The following is a 17,483-nucleotide window of genomic DNA, read 5'->3' on the forward strand; positions in this document are numbered from 1 at the left end:
CGTTCGATAACTGCTCGCTTACTTCGATTGGCGACCATCGTCACGAACGCTTCCAATGGTCCGCGGCCGGTAGTGAGTTTAACGAAGATTCCGATTGCAAACGCGGCCATCACCTGCAGGAGATATCCCGCCCAGGCGCCGTAGGTGTCTTAGTTCGAGTTGATGAACCAGATATGGAGTACGTACAGCGTCAATGTCATTGAGCCAGCCGCTGCCAAGGGCATCATGACGAGGTTGGTCAACTTTCCCAATAGTGTGCCCGTGAGATGACCGAGAAACAGTGTTGCTCCGATGGCTGCTGTCGACGAGCCGATCGTTCCTATCAGATCCAGTGGTGTGCTGCTGTGGGGGCCGTCGACCACGAGCCACCACCACGTCGATCCGTAGACCGAGCCGTCGGCTCCGTAGGAGATAAGGTCGAGGATCTCCTGGCGTGGCAGTTTGCTGCCCGCGACGAGGTATTCGAGACCGCCGAGGCGAAAGATGAGGAGCTCGGAGAAAATACGGGCACCGACCGCGAGTGCGGTACCGACCATCAGCAGGGAGCCGGCAACCGTGGCCGAGGTCAGCCGCAGGCGTCCGATGACGATTCCGGCGCAGATGTATGCCGTCCAGGGGAGAGCCGGGAATTCGCCGTTGAGCAGGAGCTCGGTGGCCCAGCCAGCCGGGTCTTCGACGATGCCGGTCAGCGTTGGGTTGTCCAAACTCGGTGCAGGCAGTGATGTTCCGAAGAATTCGATGACAGCGGGTACTGCGACCGCGATCAGTAGCGCGAGTACTGCGAGGGTGCGGGTGGGGAGGTACACCAGAGGGATCGCGAGGAGGAAGAGGATCGCATAGTACGGCAGGATGACCACGGCGTATTCGGCGTCGGTGTATCCCATGATCAGTCCGATCGCACCGACTGCCGCTGCTCGTGCGGCCAGTGATGCTGCGGTGGCTCCCAGGTCGCCGCGTTCTACTCGTGCTCGGCCGGTGGTGAGCGCTATTCCTACTCCGGCCAGGACTGCGAATAGCGCTGATGATCGACCTGCCGCGATGCTGTAGGACAGGGTCGGTGCTCCGTTGTCGCTGACTGCGACGAGGGAGTGGACGGCCATCATGCCGAGCAGCGCGATGCCGCGAGCGGTATCGATGCCGAGAAGACGCTCTTCGTTGCGGCGGGGATGGCTTTGGTTGGCGCGAGCGGACTGGCGGTCATCGGGTCATCACCGAGTTGATCAGGTGGTGACCTAGATTGGGGGCGAAGTGGTGTGGTGGGATCAATCCGTCGTCCTTGTACCAGGATTCGTCTGCTTCGGGGTGTGGCCCGATTACTCCGACGCGGCCTTTTCCGTTGTCGGTCTTCAGCGCGGCGATGCTTCCGTTCCGGTACCGGGCGAGAATGTCAGCCTCGTTGTCGTAGTAGTCCCGGTAGCGGTGATCGAGCGAGAAGTACGGTCCGTCCTGGAAGTACATCTCCTCGATGTGGCCCCGCCAATCAATTTCGAGAACAGCGCTTTTGGTGTCGTGGACTTCGGCGTTCGGCAGTGTGACGTACTGATCGGCATCGCCTGGGAGCAGTTCGAACCCTGGGCTGCGTCCGGCGAGGTAGCCGCCGAGGCAGAATCCCAGGTAGCGTCCGCCGGCGCGGACGAAGTGTTGTATCGCGGGCACGTGTCGGCGTAGGTGTGTGAAGGCTCCGTCCAGGTCACCGCCGCCGGGTTGAGCATAGAGTGCGGCGGAATGAAGGGTCTGTTCGTCGATCTGCAGTTTTTCGTCGGGTCCGACGAAGTGCACGTCGAAGTTCCAGGCGCTCGATGACAACAAATCAGCGACAGCTTCCGGGCATCCGGGTTGGGATGCTGGGCCACGGTAGACGAGTGCTCGTGGATGGGGCCGTGTGCTGTAGGTTCGGCGAGCGCGGGACTTGTTGCGAGACAGCGATACCCATTTCATGCCGGCACTCCTTCGGCAACGTCGGTGGCGGTAGCGTCGGGATGAATCGTCGTTCTGGCAGCGGGGGAGGGGGTCGTGTCGGCGCGGATCCCTTCGGCAGGGATACCCCGCCAACTCGTCTTCGGTGGAAGCTCCTCGCCTTTCATGAGCAGCGACAGTGGACTCAGGGAAGCTTGTTCGCCGATGATCGTGTCGTAGAGGATGATCGATCGTGTCCCTATGCTGGCGCCCGCTCCGACGGTGATCGTGGACATTTTCATGACGCGGTCCTCGAAGAGGTGTGTCTGGAGCGAGGCTTCGGTGCCGATTGTCGCGTCGTCGCCGACGTGGACGAGGTCGAATTCGGTGAGATACGTGGTTCCGAACCATACTCGTTTGCCGATCGTCGAACCGAACCACCGCAAGATCATCGGCAGGAACGGTGTTCCAACGAGCATTCCGACGCCGATCGGCACAGCTGCGCTCTCGTAGAGTCCTGTCGCGAATTCGGAGCGGCGAACGAATTTACTCCACAACGGTTCCACGCGGGGCCGGTAGGGTCCGACCGTGTTCCGCTTGACTGCGGCGCAGAATCCGATCACTGCGAGGCTGGAGGCCATTGCGACCAGCGGTGCCACCAGTGCCGGTACGGCAAGCTCACGTCCGAACGCCAGCGAGGACAGGACCAGCAGGTACAGGTAGAAACTCACGCCGAGAACTGTGGGTGGCAGTGTGGCGCGGAAGAATTCGATCACGTAGCGCTCGCGCACTACCTCGCGTGGAGGTGCGTAGGTGAGTTCGTCGTTGTAGTCGCCGCTGTCCTGGCGGTTCGGCAGGTAGATGGCCGGTGACCCGAGCCATGACGTACCTGCGGGAACGCCGTTGACGGGTGGTACCGTCGCGACGCCGATCAGCGCATTGTCGCCGATGTCCATGCCGGACGGGACGACGGCTGCATTGCCGATGAAGGTGCGTTCGCCAATCGTCGTGGGCTGAAACATTATCCGGCCGTTCGCGAATCTGGCACTGCCGACGCTGGCCATGTCGGCGACGAAGCTGTCTTTGCCGACGGTGAGCATGTCGGGGTCGATGTGCGAGACAGTGGAAACTTCTGCGCCGCGGCCGATGTTCGCCCCCAGTAGCCGCAACCACGGTGCGGTGTACAGCGTTGCGTACAGCGAGTTCGTGAACAACAAACTGAATTCGAGCAGTTTGTCGACCATCCATTTGCGGATACCGAGACCCGAGCGGGCGGGATGCATCCCAGTGGGCGCAGTGCGAAGGACGAGATGCTTGTTGACCGCGACGAATACACAGACCGAGATCACGAAGACCGGTCCGGTCAGCAATGTTGCTACTAATCCTGCCAACACACCCCACGCCAGCAGGGCGCCCCATACCAGTGCTATGCCGGGAATCATCAGAGCGATAGCACCCACTTCCAGGGCAGTCAGGCCCACGAACGTTGCAAGGACGTGACGCACTTTCCAGCGCGCCCGGACACTGTCGGCACGCATCATGGTTTCCACCGCCGGATCTAGTGCTTCGGTGGGCACTGCGGGTGACCCCGCCCATCGGGCTTCCTGCGGAACGGTGTGTCCGTACGGAAGTAGTGACTGATCTCCGAGGACCGCGCGCGCTCCGACAGTAGATCCGGGTTCGAGGACGACGTTAGCGCCGACGAACGCACCTGGTTCGATGACGACCTTTCCGACCACGACTGTGCCGGATTCGACGCGCCACGGTCTGATGGTCGCGCCGTACCCGATCGACGCGCCGGCACCGATGTCGACCAAGGTGGGCAACGATATCGAGGATGTCGCGATGGTTGTGCGATGGCCGACGTTAGCGCCGAGGATACGGAGATAGGTCGACATAAGCGGTGATCCGCTGACTACCGGCAAGGCTCCGACCGCCAAGAGTAAGTCGAGGGTCCACAGTCGCAGATATGTCGGGCCCCAGAGCTTGTACTGCCCCGGCTTAATCCCGGCAGCAAGTGGACGCGCGCTGAGCACCGGCAGGAGCCAGCGCACACAGAGGTACGTGAGCAAGATCGCTGCCAGCATCTCGAACAGGACCGGAACGGAGACGAAACCGTCGTTCTTCGTGTAGACGTACGAGACAGGGAGTGTGGTGATCAGCAGGAACACATAGATCACCGCCAACTGGATGCCGCCCGCGCGCGCGACGTCTGTATCGGCATGTTTGACAGTGATGCTCGGGACGATCGGCGAATCGAAGGCGCTTGATGCCAGCGCGGCCGTGATCAAGCGGATGGTCGGGTGGGTGTACAGATTGCGGATTGAGGGAGCGGCTCCGATACCGCTCTCGCGTAGAGCGGAGACAACCGTGGCGGCCAGTAGTGAGTGCCCGCCGAGGTCGTCGAAGAAATTCGCTTCGACCGACAGCTCTGCTGACGTTACACCGAACGCCCGGGCCCAAATCTCGCGGATCTGCGCCTCCTGCTCGTTGCGCGGTTCGACTATCGGTCCCTTTGGTGCCGAGAACCGCCGCCGGGTCGGATCTGGAAGTTTCGACCGATCCACCTTGCCGCTCGGCATCACCGGCAGCTCGGAAATGACGTCGACGAAGGTCGGCGCCATGTATGAGGGAAGTCTTTGCGAGACTGCTTTTGCAAGTTCCCCGACAAGGTGTTCGTCTTCGATCGGGTTGACGAGGACAATGTAGGCACACAACTCCGACGGCGTTGCCTCGCCCGGTGTCGCTGGTACGAGTGCGACGACAGCTTCCGATACCGATGGATGTTCGAGGAGAACGCTTTCGATTTCACCGAGGTCGACGCGGTGACCGCGAATCTTCACCTCGGCGTCTGCTCGGCCGAGATACTCGATCTCGCCCTCGGCGGTCCAACGGCCGAGATCGCCTGTTCGGTAGAGCTTCTGGCCTGCCGGCACCGAAAAGTGATCGATGAACCGATCTGCTGTTAGCTCGGGACGCCCGACGTATCCACGGGCGACGCCGCGCCCACCGATGCAGATCTCGCCGACCCCTCCGCGGGGCACCAACCCACGAAGTTCGTCGAGAATGACGACGGAATACGTCGGCAGTGGCCGCCCGATCGTCACCGCACGGCCCGGGAGAAGTTCACCCCACGTTGCGGTGACCGTTGCCTCGGTCGGCCCGTACGTATTAAGGATCGTGCGCCCCGGACGCGCCCATCGTTCGACCAACTCACGCGGGCACGCCTCACCACCGACCAGAAGATTCCGAATTGCGGGTAGGTCGCGTGGGATCGTTGCAAGCAAAGTCGGCACGCAGTAGAGCGTTGTCACGGCATTCTCGTCGAGGAAATCCGCCAACTCCCCACCCATACGGCGACTGTCCGTCGGCCCGGCGACGATCGTTGCACCACGAGCCCAGGTAGGCCAGATTTCTTCGATCGAGAAGTCGAACGAAATCGTCATACCTTGGTAGACACGATCATTCGGCTGAACATCATATACGTCCGGGACCACGTCGAGAAAGTTGCAGATACTCGACTGAGCAACCTCGACCCCTTTGGGGCGTCCACTCGAACCCGAGGTGTACAAGATGTAGCACGCGGGATCTGGATCCGATTGCGGATCCAAAAGCGGCCGATGTCGGGCCTGGGTGTTCAACTCGTCGATAGCCGCATCCAGCGAAAGGCACTCGACCGCGCATTCTTCGGTCTTTGGCGCCAACTCGGACGAGGTCAGCACTAGCTGGACCGCGGCGTCCTCGACAACGTACGACACACGGTCTGACGGCGCGCCGGGGTCAATCGGCACGAACGTACCTCCGGCCTTGAGGACACCCAACAAACTCACATACGTATCTACCGAACGATGCAGGAAGATCGCAACGCGTGAACCCACTTGCGCATGATGTCCTCTGCGGAGTTCCTCTTCCGTCCAGCCATGTTCCTCATCGTCCTATCCGCCCACGTCACGGGCAACAAAACTCTAAAACAAGATGGACCCGTTCACCGGGGACATGCCAGTCGAACATGTGGAAATCGGCACGTTGGAGTGGGTGGATTGGTTCAATCACCGACGACTCTAAGAGCACTGCGGCGACGTGCCTCCGGCCGAACTCGAGGCGTTCTACTGCGGTAAACACAGAACTCCGGGAAACTCGGGGCACATCAAAGCCTCCGGACTCGCCGGTGCGATTCAGACAGGCAAGCGTCAGACGCAATAGATAAGGAGGCGGAAGCCTACTCTGAGCGCGTTTGCAATCACGTTCGTCGATCGTTGGCCGAGATCGGAAACAAACTGGTGGAAAAACGCCGCTAGCGAGATAGATCGTCGCAGGCCTTGCAATCACCTGGGCCGCAGGATCATTCCACGAAGTCGCGCCCTCACTCACCTTGGGCGGCCCGTTATTTACGATGCCTGTATTTACGCCTGCCGCGCTCGTGAGTATCGCGCTGCCGCTGTTCATCGTGACTATGGCGTCGCAGAACGCGCCCGGCCTCGCGCTGCTGTATTCGCAGGGCTACCAACCGAATGACCGCGTGCTGGTAGGCACGATCTCAACCGTGTCGGCAGTCTTGGCACCGTTCGGTGCGCACGGCATCAATCTCGGCGCGATCACTGCGGCAATCGCGCTCGGGCCGGAGTCTCACCCCGACCGCACCAAGCGCTATGTCGCTGGCCTCTCCGGTGGTCTCACCTATCTGCTGGTTGGCTCCTTCGGCGGCGTGCTGGTGGCCGGGTTCCGGGCGATCCCCTCCGAAACCGTTGCTGTCGTGGCTGCTGTCGCGTTGCTAGGTTCTGCGCTCACGGCGCTCACCGGCGCGATGAGCGGCGACACCCGCACCGGCCTCGCTGCGATCACCACCCTCGCAGTCACCATGTCGGGAGTCGTCGTCCTCAGTGTCGGCGCGGCGTTCTGGGGTCTCCTGGCGGGCACCGCGGTCTACCTCGTGCTCGCTCCACGCCGGGAACACTCCCGCCAGCCCAGCGCCGGAAGGGAGGCCGCTGTGACTACATAGGCGAGTATTCACCGTTCCATTCGATAGGTCGGCGCAACCCCAGGGGCTACCCCGCAGGACGCGGCAACACCGACTGCCCACTCGACATCCAAGGACACATCAATGACTACCAAGATTGCACCGACCGTCCGCTTCCTCGCTCCCGCCGACGAGAACCTGTGGCGAGGTCTCTTCCGCGCCTACCGCGAGTTCTACAAGCTCGAGGAATCCGAAGAGGTCGTCTCCCGCGCGTGGGGCTGGTTTATGGACCCGACTCACGAGTGCAAGGCACTCGTCGCCGAAGCCGACGGGGAGATTCTCGGCTTCGCGCACCACCGCCGCTTCTCGTCGCCCTACACCGGCACGAGTCACATCTTCCTCGATGACCTCTTCACCGTTCCCGCAGCTCGTGGCCGCGGTATCGGGCGGTCACTCATCGGACGACTCACCGACATGGCCGCCGCCGAGGGGCACGCCGGAGTGCAATGGATGACAGCGGAAGACAACAACCAAGCCCAGGCCCTCTACGACACCCTGGCCACGCGAACCGCCTGGGTGACCTACGACGCGGAGCCGACATCGAGATGATGCCCTGCGCTCAGCGTGCGTGCCAGCCATCCGAACCATCGCAGACCACGGCTCCATCAACGGCCGGTTCTCCTACGGCTGAATACACGGTCAAACGATGGCAGCGAGTGCAGTGCGGGCAGTCACAAGCATCCGTAGCGAACCGTGAGGCTCCTACGGCTGCGTGAGATTCCTGCTCGTCCGCGAGGCTCACTAATCCTCGACACCGGCCGCGCCAAACCCAGCTTCGCCAAACCCGGCGACGCGGTGCTGGTCGCGGCCGGTGCGCAGTTCGGATACCGCTCAGAGGGCGAAGTCATCTCCACTACGCGCCTGATCGACACGGACTACCTCATCGAGCACCTGTTCTGGCAACACCTCGATCTGATTCCCGACCGCGACGCAGCGCGAGAACTCGCCGCCAAGCTCTACCCCGAACCCGTGCAGGGAAACCGCGGCGGCCTAGGTGTTACCGACTGACCGACAGACCAGGAGAAGTATGTGACTGAAGAGTTCGCCGCCCATCGCCGCGCAGCCGGGGCATCAGCTTCACCGACGTAGGGAAGGGCCCGGTCAAGCTGTTCGTGCATGGGGTCTGCACCAACAGCAGGCTGTGGCGCAACTGCGTGCAATTGCTGTCCGAGCACCGCCGCTGCATCAGCATCATGCCGCCGCCAGATCGGCCATAGGGGTAGATGCGCTCCGGAATGTCCGGAGTATTTCTGTTCGGGTTGCTTCCGAGGCGGCGCGTTCGTCGCGTGCGCGCAATTCCGAGTGACGGGCGACCTGGTCAGCGCCTCGAGTGCGATTGTGTTCGTTGTTCCGCTCGGAGGGGGTGGGTGCGGCCCAGTCGATGTGGGTTAGTCGCCAGCGTAGGAATGCGGACGGTCTCGGGATGTGGTTGGGCCACGTCCAGCCGCGTTGTTGGGTGTCTGTGGTGAGTTGGCGTGCGATGTCTCGTCCGGTCCATCGGGTGGTGTCGATTCCGGTTTGTTGGAGGGCGTCGCAGATCGTTCCGATGTGGCCGGCTGGTTTCAGTGCCGGTGCGTGGGCGATGAGTTCGGCGGCTGCGCGTTGGATGTGGATTGGTCTGGGTGTGGTTGTTGGTTGGTGTGTTGTCTTGCCTGCGCGTGTTTGTGCGCGCGTTGGTGAGATCTTGAAAGCAAGAGCTTTAAGTGCAAATCCCCCGGAGGGGGATAGGGGGTCACGGGTGTTGGGCTGGGGATGGTTCCGTGTGGTGGTTCTGGATCGGTAGGCGGCGGTGCGCAGTATGGCTCGGGAGGGTCTTCTGGGTTTTGAGAAGGGAGGGGTGACGGTTGTGGCTACCGGTTGGGGTGTGGTGAGCGCCCAGGTGGAGGCTGCACGGAATTGGCGGCGTCCGTGGTGTGATTCTGCGGCCATAGCTTCCAGGCGACTGAGGTAGCGACCGCGGACGAGTTCTACCGCGACTCCGAGTGCGGTGAGGACTCGTCGGGCGCGTTTGACGGTGGAGGTGCTCACTCCTGCACGGCGGGCGATGGTCTCGCGTGAGGCGGTCACTGAGCGTCCGGTTGCGCTCTCAGCGAGGGAGGCGTGGATGACGGCGACGGCGAAGACGGCTTCGGTGCTGATGGCGTGGGTTGTGCAGAGTGTTGTGCCGGTGGGCGAGTTGAGGAGTGCGCGGACTTGGTGTTGCCAGTGTGTGCGGCTGGTCCAGGTGGGGGTGCGACTGTAGGTGCCGTCGGGGATGGGGAGGGACCAGGAGTTTCCGCGTTGGTTGCTGGTTCGGTTGAGTGTTTCGAGGCGGGCGACGTTTTCGGTGGCTTGTTGTACGGCGTGGGCCCATTCGTCGTCGGAGACTGGGGCGTGGCGCGTTGATGGTGAGCGGTCGAGGATTGTGTTGTGTGGAAGTGTTGAAGCTGGTTCAGGGTGTGCGTTACCCTGAGATGTATCTGTCACAGGTAAATCCCTTCAGTTGCGTTAAGAAGTAGTGCAGTACAGAAGGCGGAGCGGTTACTTCGGCTTCATCAGTGACAGCGAGCCCGGCATGGCTTCGCTGTTGATTTGGCTCAGTGTGTGGCGAACCCCCGTAAGGGGGTTTCGTCGTTTCTGGACTGCGTCTATGGAGTTGTGCGTCAGGGTCTTTCGGATGTCACGCTGGGTAGTGGCGGGCCTCTCTTTTCGGCGGCGTTCGGGTCAGGCCGGGTGTTCATCGAGAACAGTTGCCGCTGACGGTCAGCGGCGGACGCTTGCCCCCGATGTGCGGATCTGTCGCGTTTCGAATGTCAGGAACGTGTGGGGCGAAGCGAAAACACCGCTCCCACAACACCGGCACACCCCAACGCGACAGCGAGAACGAGCGCAATCACGAATGATTCGATCGCACGGGGATGTGCAGATCCAGAAGCCCCCGCAGCGCAACCGCGACCTCGTGAATCTGATCGACCGACGCAGTTTCCGGATCGGAGGCAACTAGATCTGCCATGTCGATGAGGTTGTCGCACAACCCGACCGACAACTCGCGCGGGCCGGCGAGCGCGTCGACGGTGTCCCGGACGATCGTTTCGGCGAGTTGTCGTACCTCGGCCATCTCGGCGTCGGTGGGGAAGGTGATGCCTACTTCTTTCAGGAGCGCGGTGGAGGCGGTGCTGATCATGGATTCGATCAGCGGTGAGCGATGCGGTGTTGTTGTCATGATGCTGCCCCCAAATGTGTGGAAACAGATGATGAGGCGGTGCGTGTGGGATGAATCCAGTGTTCGACGGCCGCAGTGATAGTCCTGCGGGCGGTGGCAGCGTCCTGTGCGGTGATGACGGCGGTGAATGCTGAGGTGACTGCTTCGATCCCGGAGGTCTCGAGTCCGTTGCAGTGGTCGAGTCCGTCGGTGATCAGCTCCAGTGCAGTGTTGAGGACTTCCCAGTGACCGTCCTCGTGCGGTGAATGCGCTGCGATGAGTTCGGTGGTGGGGAGTTGTTCTGCGGCCCACAGTTCTCGCACGTTGAGGGGGTGGAGGGGGTGGGCGGTGAGTTGGCACAGTCGGGCGACGGGGGCGCAGACGTGGTCGAGTCCGTCGACGATCGCGGTCATTCCCCACTGTGGGTGGGTGAGGAGGTCCGCGAGACATTGCCATCGTTCGGCGGGAAGGCCGGTCGAGGCAGGGGATGGGAGGGCCCCGGTGCTGATCCCGTAGATGATGTCGGGGAGGGGGCGGTGGGGGTTGTTCAGTTCGTCGAGCAAGCGGTGTGTTGTCATGTGGGGCAGTCCAATCGGGTGACGTCGAACGTGACTGATGTGCAGGTGGGAAGGTGCGCGGCATTCGTCGCACCGGTACGGATGGGTGCGAGGACCGCGGCATGGGAGGGGTCTACCCTCAACGGGCCGTGAGCGTCGATCAGATCACGGGCATGAAGAATGGCGCGGGAGTCCACGTCGATCAACCCGTACACATCAGGTGAGTCACCGATGTCCGGGTGATCGTGAATGAAGGTGCGCCGACTACGCAGGCGGCCGGCGACTTCGACGAGGATCCACAACCGGTCATAGCGGTCCCGTACCGGCACATGGCCGTGAGTGTCGGCGAGGATACCGTACACAGACCACGCTGATTCGAACGACGTCAAGATCAGCGCCGCAGACTCTTCCGATGCCACTGTGTCGAGTGGCCGTGTGAAGACCGGATCGAACGCCCCCACTATCGGGGTCACGCAGCGCTCCCACGAGAAGTACCGCGATGCCCGTCGACCCGCCGATAGTACGAACGCAACACCGCATCCGAGGTAATCGGCCGGCCACGATGACTGAACGGCACACCCGCCCAAATCATCGACCGAGGCGGAGTATCCGCCGCCACCATCGACGACAACTCCTTCCGACAATCCGCCAAACGCGGGCACCGGAAACACTCAGCCTGCGCATCCACACCCGCGCGATACGAGCCCTCATCCAGATCCCACGATTGAGGATCGACCGCGCACGCCAACACAGTCGGCGGCGGCACCGCGGCCCTCACGCGGCCACCTCCGAATCCCCGCGACGGCGCGTTGCTGTCGTCAACGACTCGTACAGGCCCAAGCGTTCACCGTCGACAATATTGCCGTGACTGTCATACGCATTGCCCGCCATGATCATTCGCTGCGGACCATCCCCACGCTCCGCCGACGCGGCCGCATCTATGCGGCACTGCGCCAACAACGGGCACACCTCACACGAGGAGATCGCGCGGCGCCACTGCACCACCGTGCGGCCATCCATCTCCCATGACCGTGACTTCCCCGCGCACAAACCCTTGCCCGGCTCGGCACCGCCAATCGGCACCACGCCCCGAACTTCCAACTCCACACGAACAGCTCGCACAGTCGGGCACACATCGCACTCCGACGAGAAAACGAACCCGCACCGCGCGCACCGACCAACCCGATCAGGATGATGCGAAGCAGCAACCCGAAGAAGATCGTCAGTACTGAACTGCGGCAACTCGACCGCAGATGTTCCCCGGCCCTCACGGTGCGTCAACTCACGCAACGCGGCCGCAGCCTCCGGGCACAACGGAACAAGCTCCGAACCACTGAAACCGCAACCATCGCAACGCCCGCCGATCGACGAATGCCGCGCGACAAGCCGACGAAGGGCAAGTGTGGAGAGAGCTGCATACCGATCGTGGAACACGTCATCCGGACCTGATGGGTCCACTAAGATAGACATCGCAGAATCCTTTCTGCATCTGAAGAAATGCTGGACGGGTTGCATCCCGTTTGGTCTGGTCCCTCGGTCGTTGGCGCGACCGGGGGACTCTTTCGTTTTTTTGCTCTAGTTGTCTCCCTTGAGTTCGTTGACTACGACCTGACCGCCATCTAAAACCGGTCATCTAAAAATAGCCGCGTGTGCGAATGGTATCGAGGAGGCGGCACAGTGTCTACTAATGACAACGAGATGCGAAGGGTGCTGGCTGTGAGTCGGCGAGTGATGCGGGGGTTTTCCCCGTCAAGTCTTGTGGCTGCGCGCCGCACTGCGGGGCTGTCACGTGCGGAATTGGCGCGGCGGGCAGGAGTGGGTGAAACGACGATCCGGCGCTGGGAGCAGTCGAATTCCTCTCCGCAGGTTGATCTTTTGGCGACTGTGGTGGCGGAGTTGGGTGTAGAGATCGCCGATATCGTACGAGTGCCTGAGGCTGACAGGTATCCGGGTGATTGGCGCGTCTTGAAGGGTTTGACCCAACCGCAACTTGGGATGCAGGCCGGCTTGCGGACACCGATCGTCGGAGGCATCGAACGGGGCGAAATTCCTTTGTCAGACGTCGTGGCGGAGAAACTTGCCCCGGTTCTAGGTGTCTCGGTTGACGAGTTGCTCGCTGCGCATATGCGAGTTCGTCATCGGGGGCCTGAGGCGCCCGCCTAGGTCCAGGCTTCTCTTTGGTCGCCTTCGCTGTTGTGCTGACTGATGAAGATAGGTCGTTTCGGCTGCGGTGGGTCACCGCCTGTCGGTCCTGACTCTGTAAACCATTGCTGCCCCTCACGGTCGAGGTCAGCCTAAAACTGAAAACTTACTATTGCAAGTTGCATTGGGTAGCGAGACTTGCCAGTATTGGAAATTGAACATTGGACCAGTGCGCCCATCCAGCACGGCGATTGAGGACGGAGGGACGAACGATGAGCACATTCGCAGAACGGCTCCGACATCTCTTCGACACGGTGCACCCCAGAGGTCGTGGTCCGTACACGCAAACCGAGGTTGTGGACATAATCCGCTTCGGCGGCGGCAAGATGACTACCGGTTACATGTCTCAACTGCTGAGTGGTAAGCGTCAGTCACCGGGCGTAGAAACGGTTCGCGATATCTGCAACGTCTTTCATGTTCCGATGGACTACTTCAGTGACGAAGAAACGTATGAGTTGGTCAAGCACACCATTGCCTGGATCCAGGATGTTCGGGACAGTGACCGTGAGCAGGTTGCAGCGCGTGCGTACGACCCGTTTCGGAAGATGATGCAGTCCGACGATGACTAGTTTCTAAGCGATCAACGCATATGTAATCCCCGTTGTGACTGCTCCGGCGATAGCTCCGACGATGACCTGTCCCTTGGTGTGATCTCCCAAATGAACCCGTGACCATCCGATCAACGGGGTCAAGGCGAGAGCAAGCAGCCACCAGGGCGACAGCGCAAGTGCCAAAACTATGGTGACCCCGGCTGAAACTCCAGTGTGCACGCTGACTTTCCAGTGAAGAACGCTAGTGATCAATGCAGCCACTACCAGCGCCGCCAAACCGGCAGTCATGAACGCGATCATCTGAATGGGTGCGCTCGCGACAATCTGAATGATCAACCCAACCAAGGCAACTGCGAGCAATACAACAATGAGCAGGTGTCGTTCGCTGATGCTGGTGACGTGGTGGTCGCCGATTTTGGACTTCCGCATCCCGTAGAGGATGACGCCCATAGGGACCACACCTGAGCAGATCGCGACGAAGATTCCCCATCCTGGCGCCCCGATGGAGCACCCGAGGATCAATGAGGTCACGATGTTGATGCCCCAGGGCGCGCCGACCTCGGTAAGTAACCGTGCGATCCGGTCCTGTCCCGAGGTATTCCCCTGTACTCGTGTTTCTGTCATTGCTCGAGGACCAACTTTCGTTCGGTTTCACGGGCGTACGCCTCACCCAGTTCTCGCGCCCAGCGGACATCTGAAGTAGCTGCCCGTGCTCGGAGGTTGTCCGATCCCAGTCCCTCAGGAATCCGATCGGTAATAATCCATTCCGCAACAGCATGTGCCACCTCTGTCCGGCTCAAGGCTGCACCTTGGTTCGGTAGAGCCTGTCTCTTGGCTTCCAAGCTCAGTGCGTCCAACAGTTCCGCTGCGCGATCGGCGGTCCGATCTGCGGCGCCGCTTCCGGGCTCGGATGGCCGTAGGACGCCAGGCCAACGGGCAAGTAGCTCGGAGCGAAGGTCGTCAAAGGCCCGAAGTTGCGCTCGTGAGACAAGCGCGGTTCCAATCGCTGTAACCAAGACCCCCGCTGCGACAAAGAGAACGCCGACAACGGCCAGGAAGCGCGAGATAGCAAAGGGTGTCGGGGTCGGATCGATCAGTCCCCACCGTACCGACCCCAGGTAACCAATTCGGAGTGCGGCGTATGTGCTGAGTGCTGCGGCTCCGGGGGAAATGATGATGAGCCCCCAGCCTGTTGCCGTCCGCCGGTCTGCCTGCCGAATAGCGACGATCGTCACCATCAAGCACAACAGAAACGGATAGGCCATGCCCAACATCAGGCCCTCTGCGTAACCCGGAAGAAATGCGTATTGGTTGTCGAAAGTCCGGTTGTCGGGGTTCGATGCCGGCCACGGAGTCTTGAAGAAGAAGTAGAACGAGAGCGCTGCGGTGACAACTGACAGTGAAATATGTAGCCAAAGTAGCTTTTTGAGATGCTGGGAGCTGGTAACGGTTGTGAACACAATGGCGGTGCCGACGCAGATACCGCAGACGAGCAGCATTTTGATTGTTCCGGGTATGCCAGCCCCGAGTGTGACTCTGACAGCGCTCTCGACCGTTTTCACGTTGAGCGCCATATGAATCGACATACACAGTAGAACGATGATTGCACCTGCCAGAGTCCATGACCTGGAAAACCACCAACGCTGGATCCGGGTGGCCGCTGCAATGGCGAGTACTGCCGCCGCGAGAGCAGTGATCAACCGAGTGCCTCATCCAGTTGTGAACGAACCGATGGATTCTGTGCGCGCCGTGTGACGTGAAGCCGCCGCAGAAGCAGACTCCCGAATGCTTCAGCCTCGGCTTCTTCCGTAGAGACGGTGTCCACACAATCGCGTCGAAGCATCAGAATTCCAAGATCACGCAACGCGGGTGGGAGGAAGTCGGTGGCCAAATCGATGGCCGGCCTACCGGAGTGGTTCAACGCGATATGTCCCAACTCATGAGCAATCGTTCGGTCGCGCGCATGAACCCACCCTGCACAGGACACTTCATCGCGGTCGTGGTGCCGGACCCATTGACCAAATACACCTGGCGGGAGGACTGCGTCGTCCAGCACGGTCAGTGGGCGTCCGCGGTCGCGCGACAATGCTTCGGCCATACCTTCAAGGGTTCGCGCTTCGTCGCCTACGGCAATGCGGAACAGGCGCTCGACTGCTCGAGCGACGGTTTTGTCTGCCACTTCGGGGCACCTCCTTACCGAGTATCCCCTACGGCCCCAACCGAACACCGTAGTCGTTGTAGTTGATATCGCTCAACTGAGCGCTCAAGACTAGCGCAGTCACGGGCTCGCGCAGTCGAGCACGAGACACGCTAGGGTCGTCCGAATGTCGCCTAACTTGCGCCCCTCACGTCGACGCGCTGCCTGCGTGGCTATTGCGGCAGCAGGTTTTCTGCTGACAATTAGTGCGTTGGCGCCAACCTATGCCAAGGGCCAACTGGTGAAGATTCCGTTGAGCATCGATGCGGCAACAGTGTCGACGGGTACTGCGGTGTTGCTGGATGCTGCGGCGTTAGCCAAGGGCAAATTGGTTGTGGACAGCAATGTTCCGATCACGGTCCAGCAGCGCGTCACTGCCGAAGATCCGTCGGGCTCCGACGCGGTGACCCTGCAGTCGGCGGTTCAGATGGTGCGTGACGATCGAGTCGGTTCGGCAGCAATTGTGAATGCAAGCATTGATCGTTCCACCGTCGACAGGATCTCGGCGATCCCGGTCGAGGAGCCGATCGGCTCGATCCAGACCGTGATGGACAAACCGGCGGAAGTCGTTGCCCATGAAGGACTTCAATTCAAATTTCCGTTCGACACACAGAAACGAACATATCCGTATTTCGACTCGACACTGCGGGATAGCTATGACGCGAACTTCATCGCGGAGGGTGAAATTGAAGGCGTTGACGTCTACAACTTCCGTCAGGAAATCGCACCTGTGGAGATTGGCACGGAGATCACATTGCCCGCCTCCAACTGGGGGAAACCAGGAACGAGCCCAGTTACCATGAAACGTTTCTACGGCATCACGCGCGAACTATCCGTCGAGCCAATTTCCGGCGCCATAATCCAAGTGCAGCAACACTATAGGCAATACTTTGCGACATCCGCTTCAGCCGCTGAAACCATCACGATCATCGATGTAGCCCCCAAACTCGATTCCCAGACGCAGCACGAACAGATCGAACGAGCAGTCATGTACAGAGACCAAATCCGCTGGGGTACGGACTACGGCCCGGCAATCGGGGGCTCAGTCGGGCTACTGCTTCTTCTTGGTGGGATATATCTCGGATGGGCAACGACGAGACCCGGACCACAATCTCTGATAGTCCAAAATGGGAAGTCCGGCGATCTTGTCGCTCGATAGATGCCGGAACTGATCGCGCCGGACCGCACTTTCGCTGTTGCTAGTGAGAGCTGCAATCGACATGCATGGCGAGGTTAACCTTTTCGGCTGATTTGATCACCCAGTGTGGGGGTGTTCGCTCGTTGAGTTGGATTTCCACGTCACCGGGCAGGGGGACGTCCCAGGTGACGCCTCTGAGGAACTGGTTGGTTGTTCCGAATTTCTCGTTTGAAGCGATTTCGTGGTCGAGCGAACTCTGCGAAGTCGTGAATTCTTGCGCGGCGTAGTTCAGTTGAAGGTTCTCGATGGTGACGGTTTGGGATCCGTGGGTGAGGACTGCATGCCAGCCGTTGGGTTCGGTGATGTCGACGGTGAGGTTGTCGCCTTCGCCTATGCACTGTGCGTGGACCTGGTTGGCGGCAGGGAGTGTGATTTTGTCGTCGGCTTGTTGGTCGCCGACTCCGATTACCAAGTCTCCTCGCCACGAGGAGGATTCAGCTGGTGTGACGGTGCCGGCGCGACCGCTGCTTGCGCTGCTGCCGTTGTCGTTGGCGGGTGTCGAGTCCGAGCATGCGGTCAGGATCAGGGGTGCGGCAAGGATACCGGTGACTGCGATGGCGGTGGTGGTGCGCTTCATGTGTGTTTCCCTCCAATGTGGGTTCGCGGGCCTGTTCGGGCCCGTTTCTCCTGAAACCGTTTGTGCCTGTGTCTCGTTCGGTGCCCTGTTGGTTACGAACCTAGTCG

The 17,483-nt window shown here is 60.9% G+C and carries 18 protein-coding genes and 1 pseudogene; 7 read left to right on the forward strand and 12 right to left on the reverse strand.

The genetic code is table 11. The features are described 5' to 3' along the window. Window positions 1-149: 149 nt before the first annotated feature. The 3 genes from QRN54_RS28865 to QRN54_RS28875 form a co-directional block, all read right to left on the reverse strand. Window positions 150-1,136: a heparan-alpha-glucosaminide N-acetyltransferase domain-containing protein gene (locus QRN54_RS28865; protein WP_269747019.1), complete on the reverse strand. Its 987-nt coding sequence runs from the start codon at window positions 1,134-1,136 to the stop codon at window positions 150-152. Window positions 1,137-1,197: 61 nt separating this feature from the next. Then, on the reverse strand, window positions 1,198-1,938 hold the full coding sequence (locus QRN54_RS28870) for a BPL-N domain-containing protein (protein ID WP_083471138.1): 741 nt from the start codon (window positions 1,936-1,938) through the stop codon (window positions 1,198-1,200). Further along, on the reverse strand, window positions 1,935-5,774 hold the full coding sequence (locus QRN54_RS28875) for a Pls/PosA family non-ribosomal peptide synthetase (protein WP_054187091.1): 3,840 nt from the start codon (window positions 5,772-5,774) through the stop codon (window positions 1,935-1,937). The genes QRN54_RS28870 and QRN54_RS28875 overlap by 4 nt, the downstream gene beginning before the upstream one ends. 127 nt (window positions 5,775-5,901) lie before the next feature. On the opposite strand from QRN54_RS28875, the pseudogene QRN54_RS33760 reads away from it, so the two are divergent. From QRN54_RS33760 to QRN54_RS28895, 4 genes and pseudogenes are all read left to right on the forward strand, one after another. Continuing rightward, a pseudogene (locus QRN54_RS33760) lies at window positions 5,902-6,099 on the forward strand (hypothetical protein); the annotation flags it as partial. A gap of 103 nt (window positions 6,100-6,202) precedes the next feature. Next, the gene (locus QRN54_RS28885; RefSeq protein ID WP_332308599.1) at window positions 6,203-6,895 is read left to right on the forward strand and encodes a benzoate/H(+) symporter BenE family transporter; all 693 of its coding nucleotides are present in this window, start codon (window positions 6,203-6,205) and stop codon (window positions 6,893-6,895) included. A gap of 102 nt (window positions 6,896-6,997) precedes the next feature. Further along, on the forward strand, window positions 6,998-7,462 hold the full coding sequence (locus tag QRN54_RS28890) for a GNAT family N-acetyltransferase (protein WP_054187090.1): 465 nt from the start codon (window positions 6,998-7,000) through the stop codon (window positions 7,460-7,462). 144 nt (window positions 7,463-7,606) lie between these two features. Then, entirely contained in the window at window positions 7,607-7,921 is a 315-nt protein-coding gene (locus QRN54_RS28895) for a hypothetical protein (RefSeq protein ID WP_054187089.1), read from the forward strand. A gap of 183 nt (window positions 7,922-8,104) precedes the next feature. Here the strand turns inward: QRN54_RS28895 and QRN54_RS28900 are convergent, their stop codons facing one another. From QRN54_RS28900 to QRN54_RS28920, 5 genes are all read right to left on the reverse strand, one after another. Then, entirely contained in the window at window positions 8,105-9,379 is a 1,275-nt protein-coding gene (locus QRN54_RS28900) for a helix-turn-helix domain-containing protein (RefSeq protein WP_054187088.1), read from the reverse strand. Window positions 9,380-9,785: 406 nt separating this feature from the next. Next, window positions 9,786-10,115, reverse strand: coding sequence for a hypothetical protein (locus QRN54_RS28905; protein ID WP_054187087.1), 330 nt, complete (start codon window positions 10,113-10,115; stop codon window positions 9,786-9,788). Continuing rightward, a complete protein-coding gene (locus QRN54_RS28910; RefSeq protein WP_054187086.1) occupies window positions 10,112-10,672 on the reverse strand; it encodes a hypothetical protein in 561 nt (186 codons plus the stop codon). The genes QRN54_RS28905 and QRN54_RS28910 overlap by 4 nt, the downstream gene beginning before the upstream one ends. Beyond that, entirely contained in the window at window positions 10,669-11,124 is a 456-nt protein-coding gene (locus tag QRN54_RS28915; RefSeq protein ID WP_083471137.1) for a hypothetical protein, read from the reverse strand. The genes QRN54_RS28910 and QRN54_RS28915 overlap by 4 nt, the downstream gene beginning before the upstream one ends. 301 nt (window positions 11,125-11,425) lie before the next feature. Further along, window positions 11,426-12,121, reverse strand: a complete 696-nt coding sequence (locus QRN54_RS28920) for a hypothetical protein (RefSeq protein ID WP_147343780.1) — start codon at window positions 12,119-12,121, stop codon at window positions 11,426-11,428. A gap of 228 nt (window positions 12,122-12,349) precedes the next feature. On the opposite strand from QRN54_RS28920, the gene QRN54_RS28925 reads away from it, so the two are divergent. Continuing rightward, window positions 12,350-12,814 (forward strand): helix-turn-helix domain-containing protein, encoded by a 465-nt coding sequence (locus QRN54_RS28925; RefSeq protein ID WP_080911010.1) that lies wholly within the window; start codon window positions 12,350-12,352, stop codon window positions 12,812-12,814. A 251-nt stretch (window positions 12,815-13,065) separates the two neighbouring features. Beyond that, entirely contained in the window at window positions 13,066-13,422 is a 357-nt protein-coding gene (locus tag QRN54_RS28930; RefSeq protein WP_054187082.1) for a helix-turn-helix domain-containing protein, read from the forward strand. 3 nt (window positions 13,423-13,425) lie between these two features. On the opposite strand, the gene QRN54_RS28935 is transcribed toward QRN54_RS28930, so the two are convergent. The 3 genes from QRN54_RS28935 to QRN54_RS28945 form a co-directional block, all read right to left on the reverse strand. Beyond that, window positions 13,426-14,028 (reverse strand): phosphatase PAP2 family protein, encoded by a 603-nt coding sequence (locus QRN54_RS28935; RefSeq protein ID WP_054187081.1) that lies wholly within the window; start codon window positions 14,026-14,028, stop codon window positions 13,426-13,428. After that, window positions 14,025-14,903, reverse strand: coding sequence for a hypothetical protein (locus QRN54_RS28940; RefSeq protein WP_285183623.1), 879 nt, complete (start codon window positions 14,901-14,903; stop codon window positions 14,025-14,027). The genes QRN54_RS28935 and QRN54_RS28940 overlap by 4 nt, the downstream gene beginning before the upstream one ends. A gap of 197 nt (window positions 14,904-15,100) precedes the next feature. Further along, a complete protein-coding gene (locus tag QRN54_RS28945) occupies window positions 15,101-15,583 on the reverse strand; it encodes a hypothetical protein (protein WP_054187079.1) in 483 nt (160 codons plus the stop codon). 187 nt (window positions 15,584-15,770) lie between these two features. Between QRN54_RS28945 and pgfA the strand changes: the two genes are divergently transcribed. Continuing rightward, complete coding sequence (pgfA, locus tag QRN54_RS28950) at window positions 15,771-16,760, forward strand: cell envelope lipid trafficking protein PgfA (RefSeq protein WP_054187078.1); 990 nt, start codon at window positions 15,771-15,773, stop codon at window positions 16,758-16,760. 40 nt (window positions 16,761-16,800) lie between these two features. Here pgfA and QRN54_RS28955 read toward each other — a convergent pair whose 3' ends face one another. Beyond that, entirely contained in the window at window positions 16,801-17,376 is a 576-nt protein-coding gene (locus QRN54_RS28955; protein ID WP_054187077.1) for a hypothetical protein, read from the reverse strand. Window positions 17,377-17,483: the final 107 nt, after the last annotated feature.

It is taken from the genome of Rhodococcus sp. MEB032 (assembly GCF_030208925.1).
GTDB classification, from domain to species: Bacteria; Actinomycetota; Actinomycetes; order Mycobacteriales; family Mycobacteriaceae; genus Rhodococcus_F; species Rhodococcus_F qingshengii.

Coding starts and splice junctions, on each gene's coding strand:
- QRN54_RS28870 (WP_083471138.1), bottom strand. CDS start 1,938: ATGAAATGGGTATCGCTGTCTCGCAACAAGTCCCGCGCTCGCCGAACC.
- QRN54_RS28890 (WP_054187090.1), top strand. CDS start 6,998: ATGACTACCAAGATTGCACCGACCGTCCGCTTCCTCGCTCCCGCCGAC.
- QRN54_RS28905 (WP_054187087.1), bottom strand. CDS start 10,115: ATGACAACAACACCGCATCGCTCACCGCTGATCGAATCCATGATCAGC.
- QRN54_RS28910 (WP_054187086.1), bottom strand. CDS start 10,672: ATGACAACACACCGCTTGCTCGACGAACTGAACAACCCCCACCGCCCC.
- QRN54_RS28920 (WP_147343780.1), bottom strand. CDS start 12,121: ATGTCTATCTTAGTGGACCCATCAGGTCCGGATGACGTGTTCCACGAT.
- QRN54_RS28925 (WP_080911010.1), top strand. CDS start 12,350: ATGCGAAGGGTGCTGGCTGTGAGTCGGCGAGTGATGCGGGGGTTTTCC.
- QRN54_RS28930 (WP_054187082.1), top strand. CDS start 13,066: ATGAGCACATTCGCAGAACGGCTCCGACATCTCTTCGACACGGTGCAC.
- QRN54_RS28935 (WP_054187081.1), bottom strand. CDS start 14,028: ATGACAGAAACACGAGTACAGGGGAATACCTCGGGACAGGACCGGATC.
- QRN54_RS28940 (WP_285183623.1), bottom strand. CDS start 14,903: ATGCTGCTCGTCTGCGGTATCTGCGTCGGCACCGCCATTGTGTTCACA.
- QRN54_RS28955 (WP_054187077.1), bottom strand. CDS start 17,376: ATGAAGCGCACCACCACCGCCATCGCAGTCACCGGTATCCTTGCCGCA.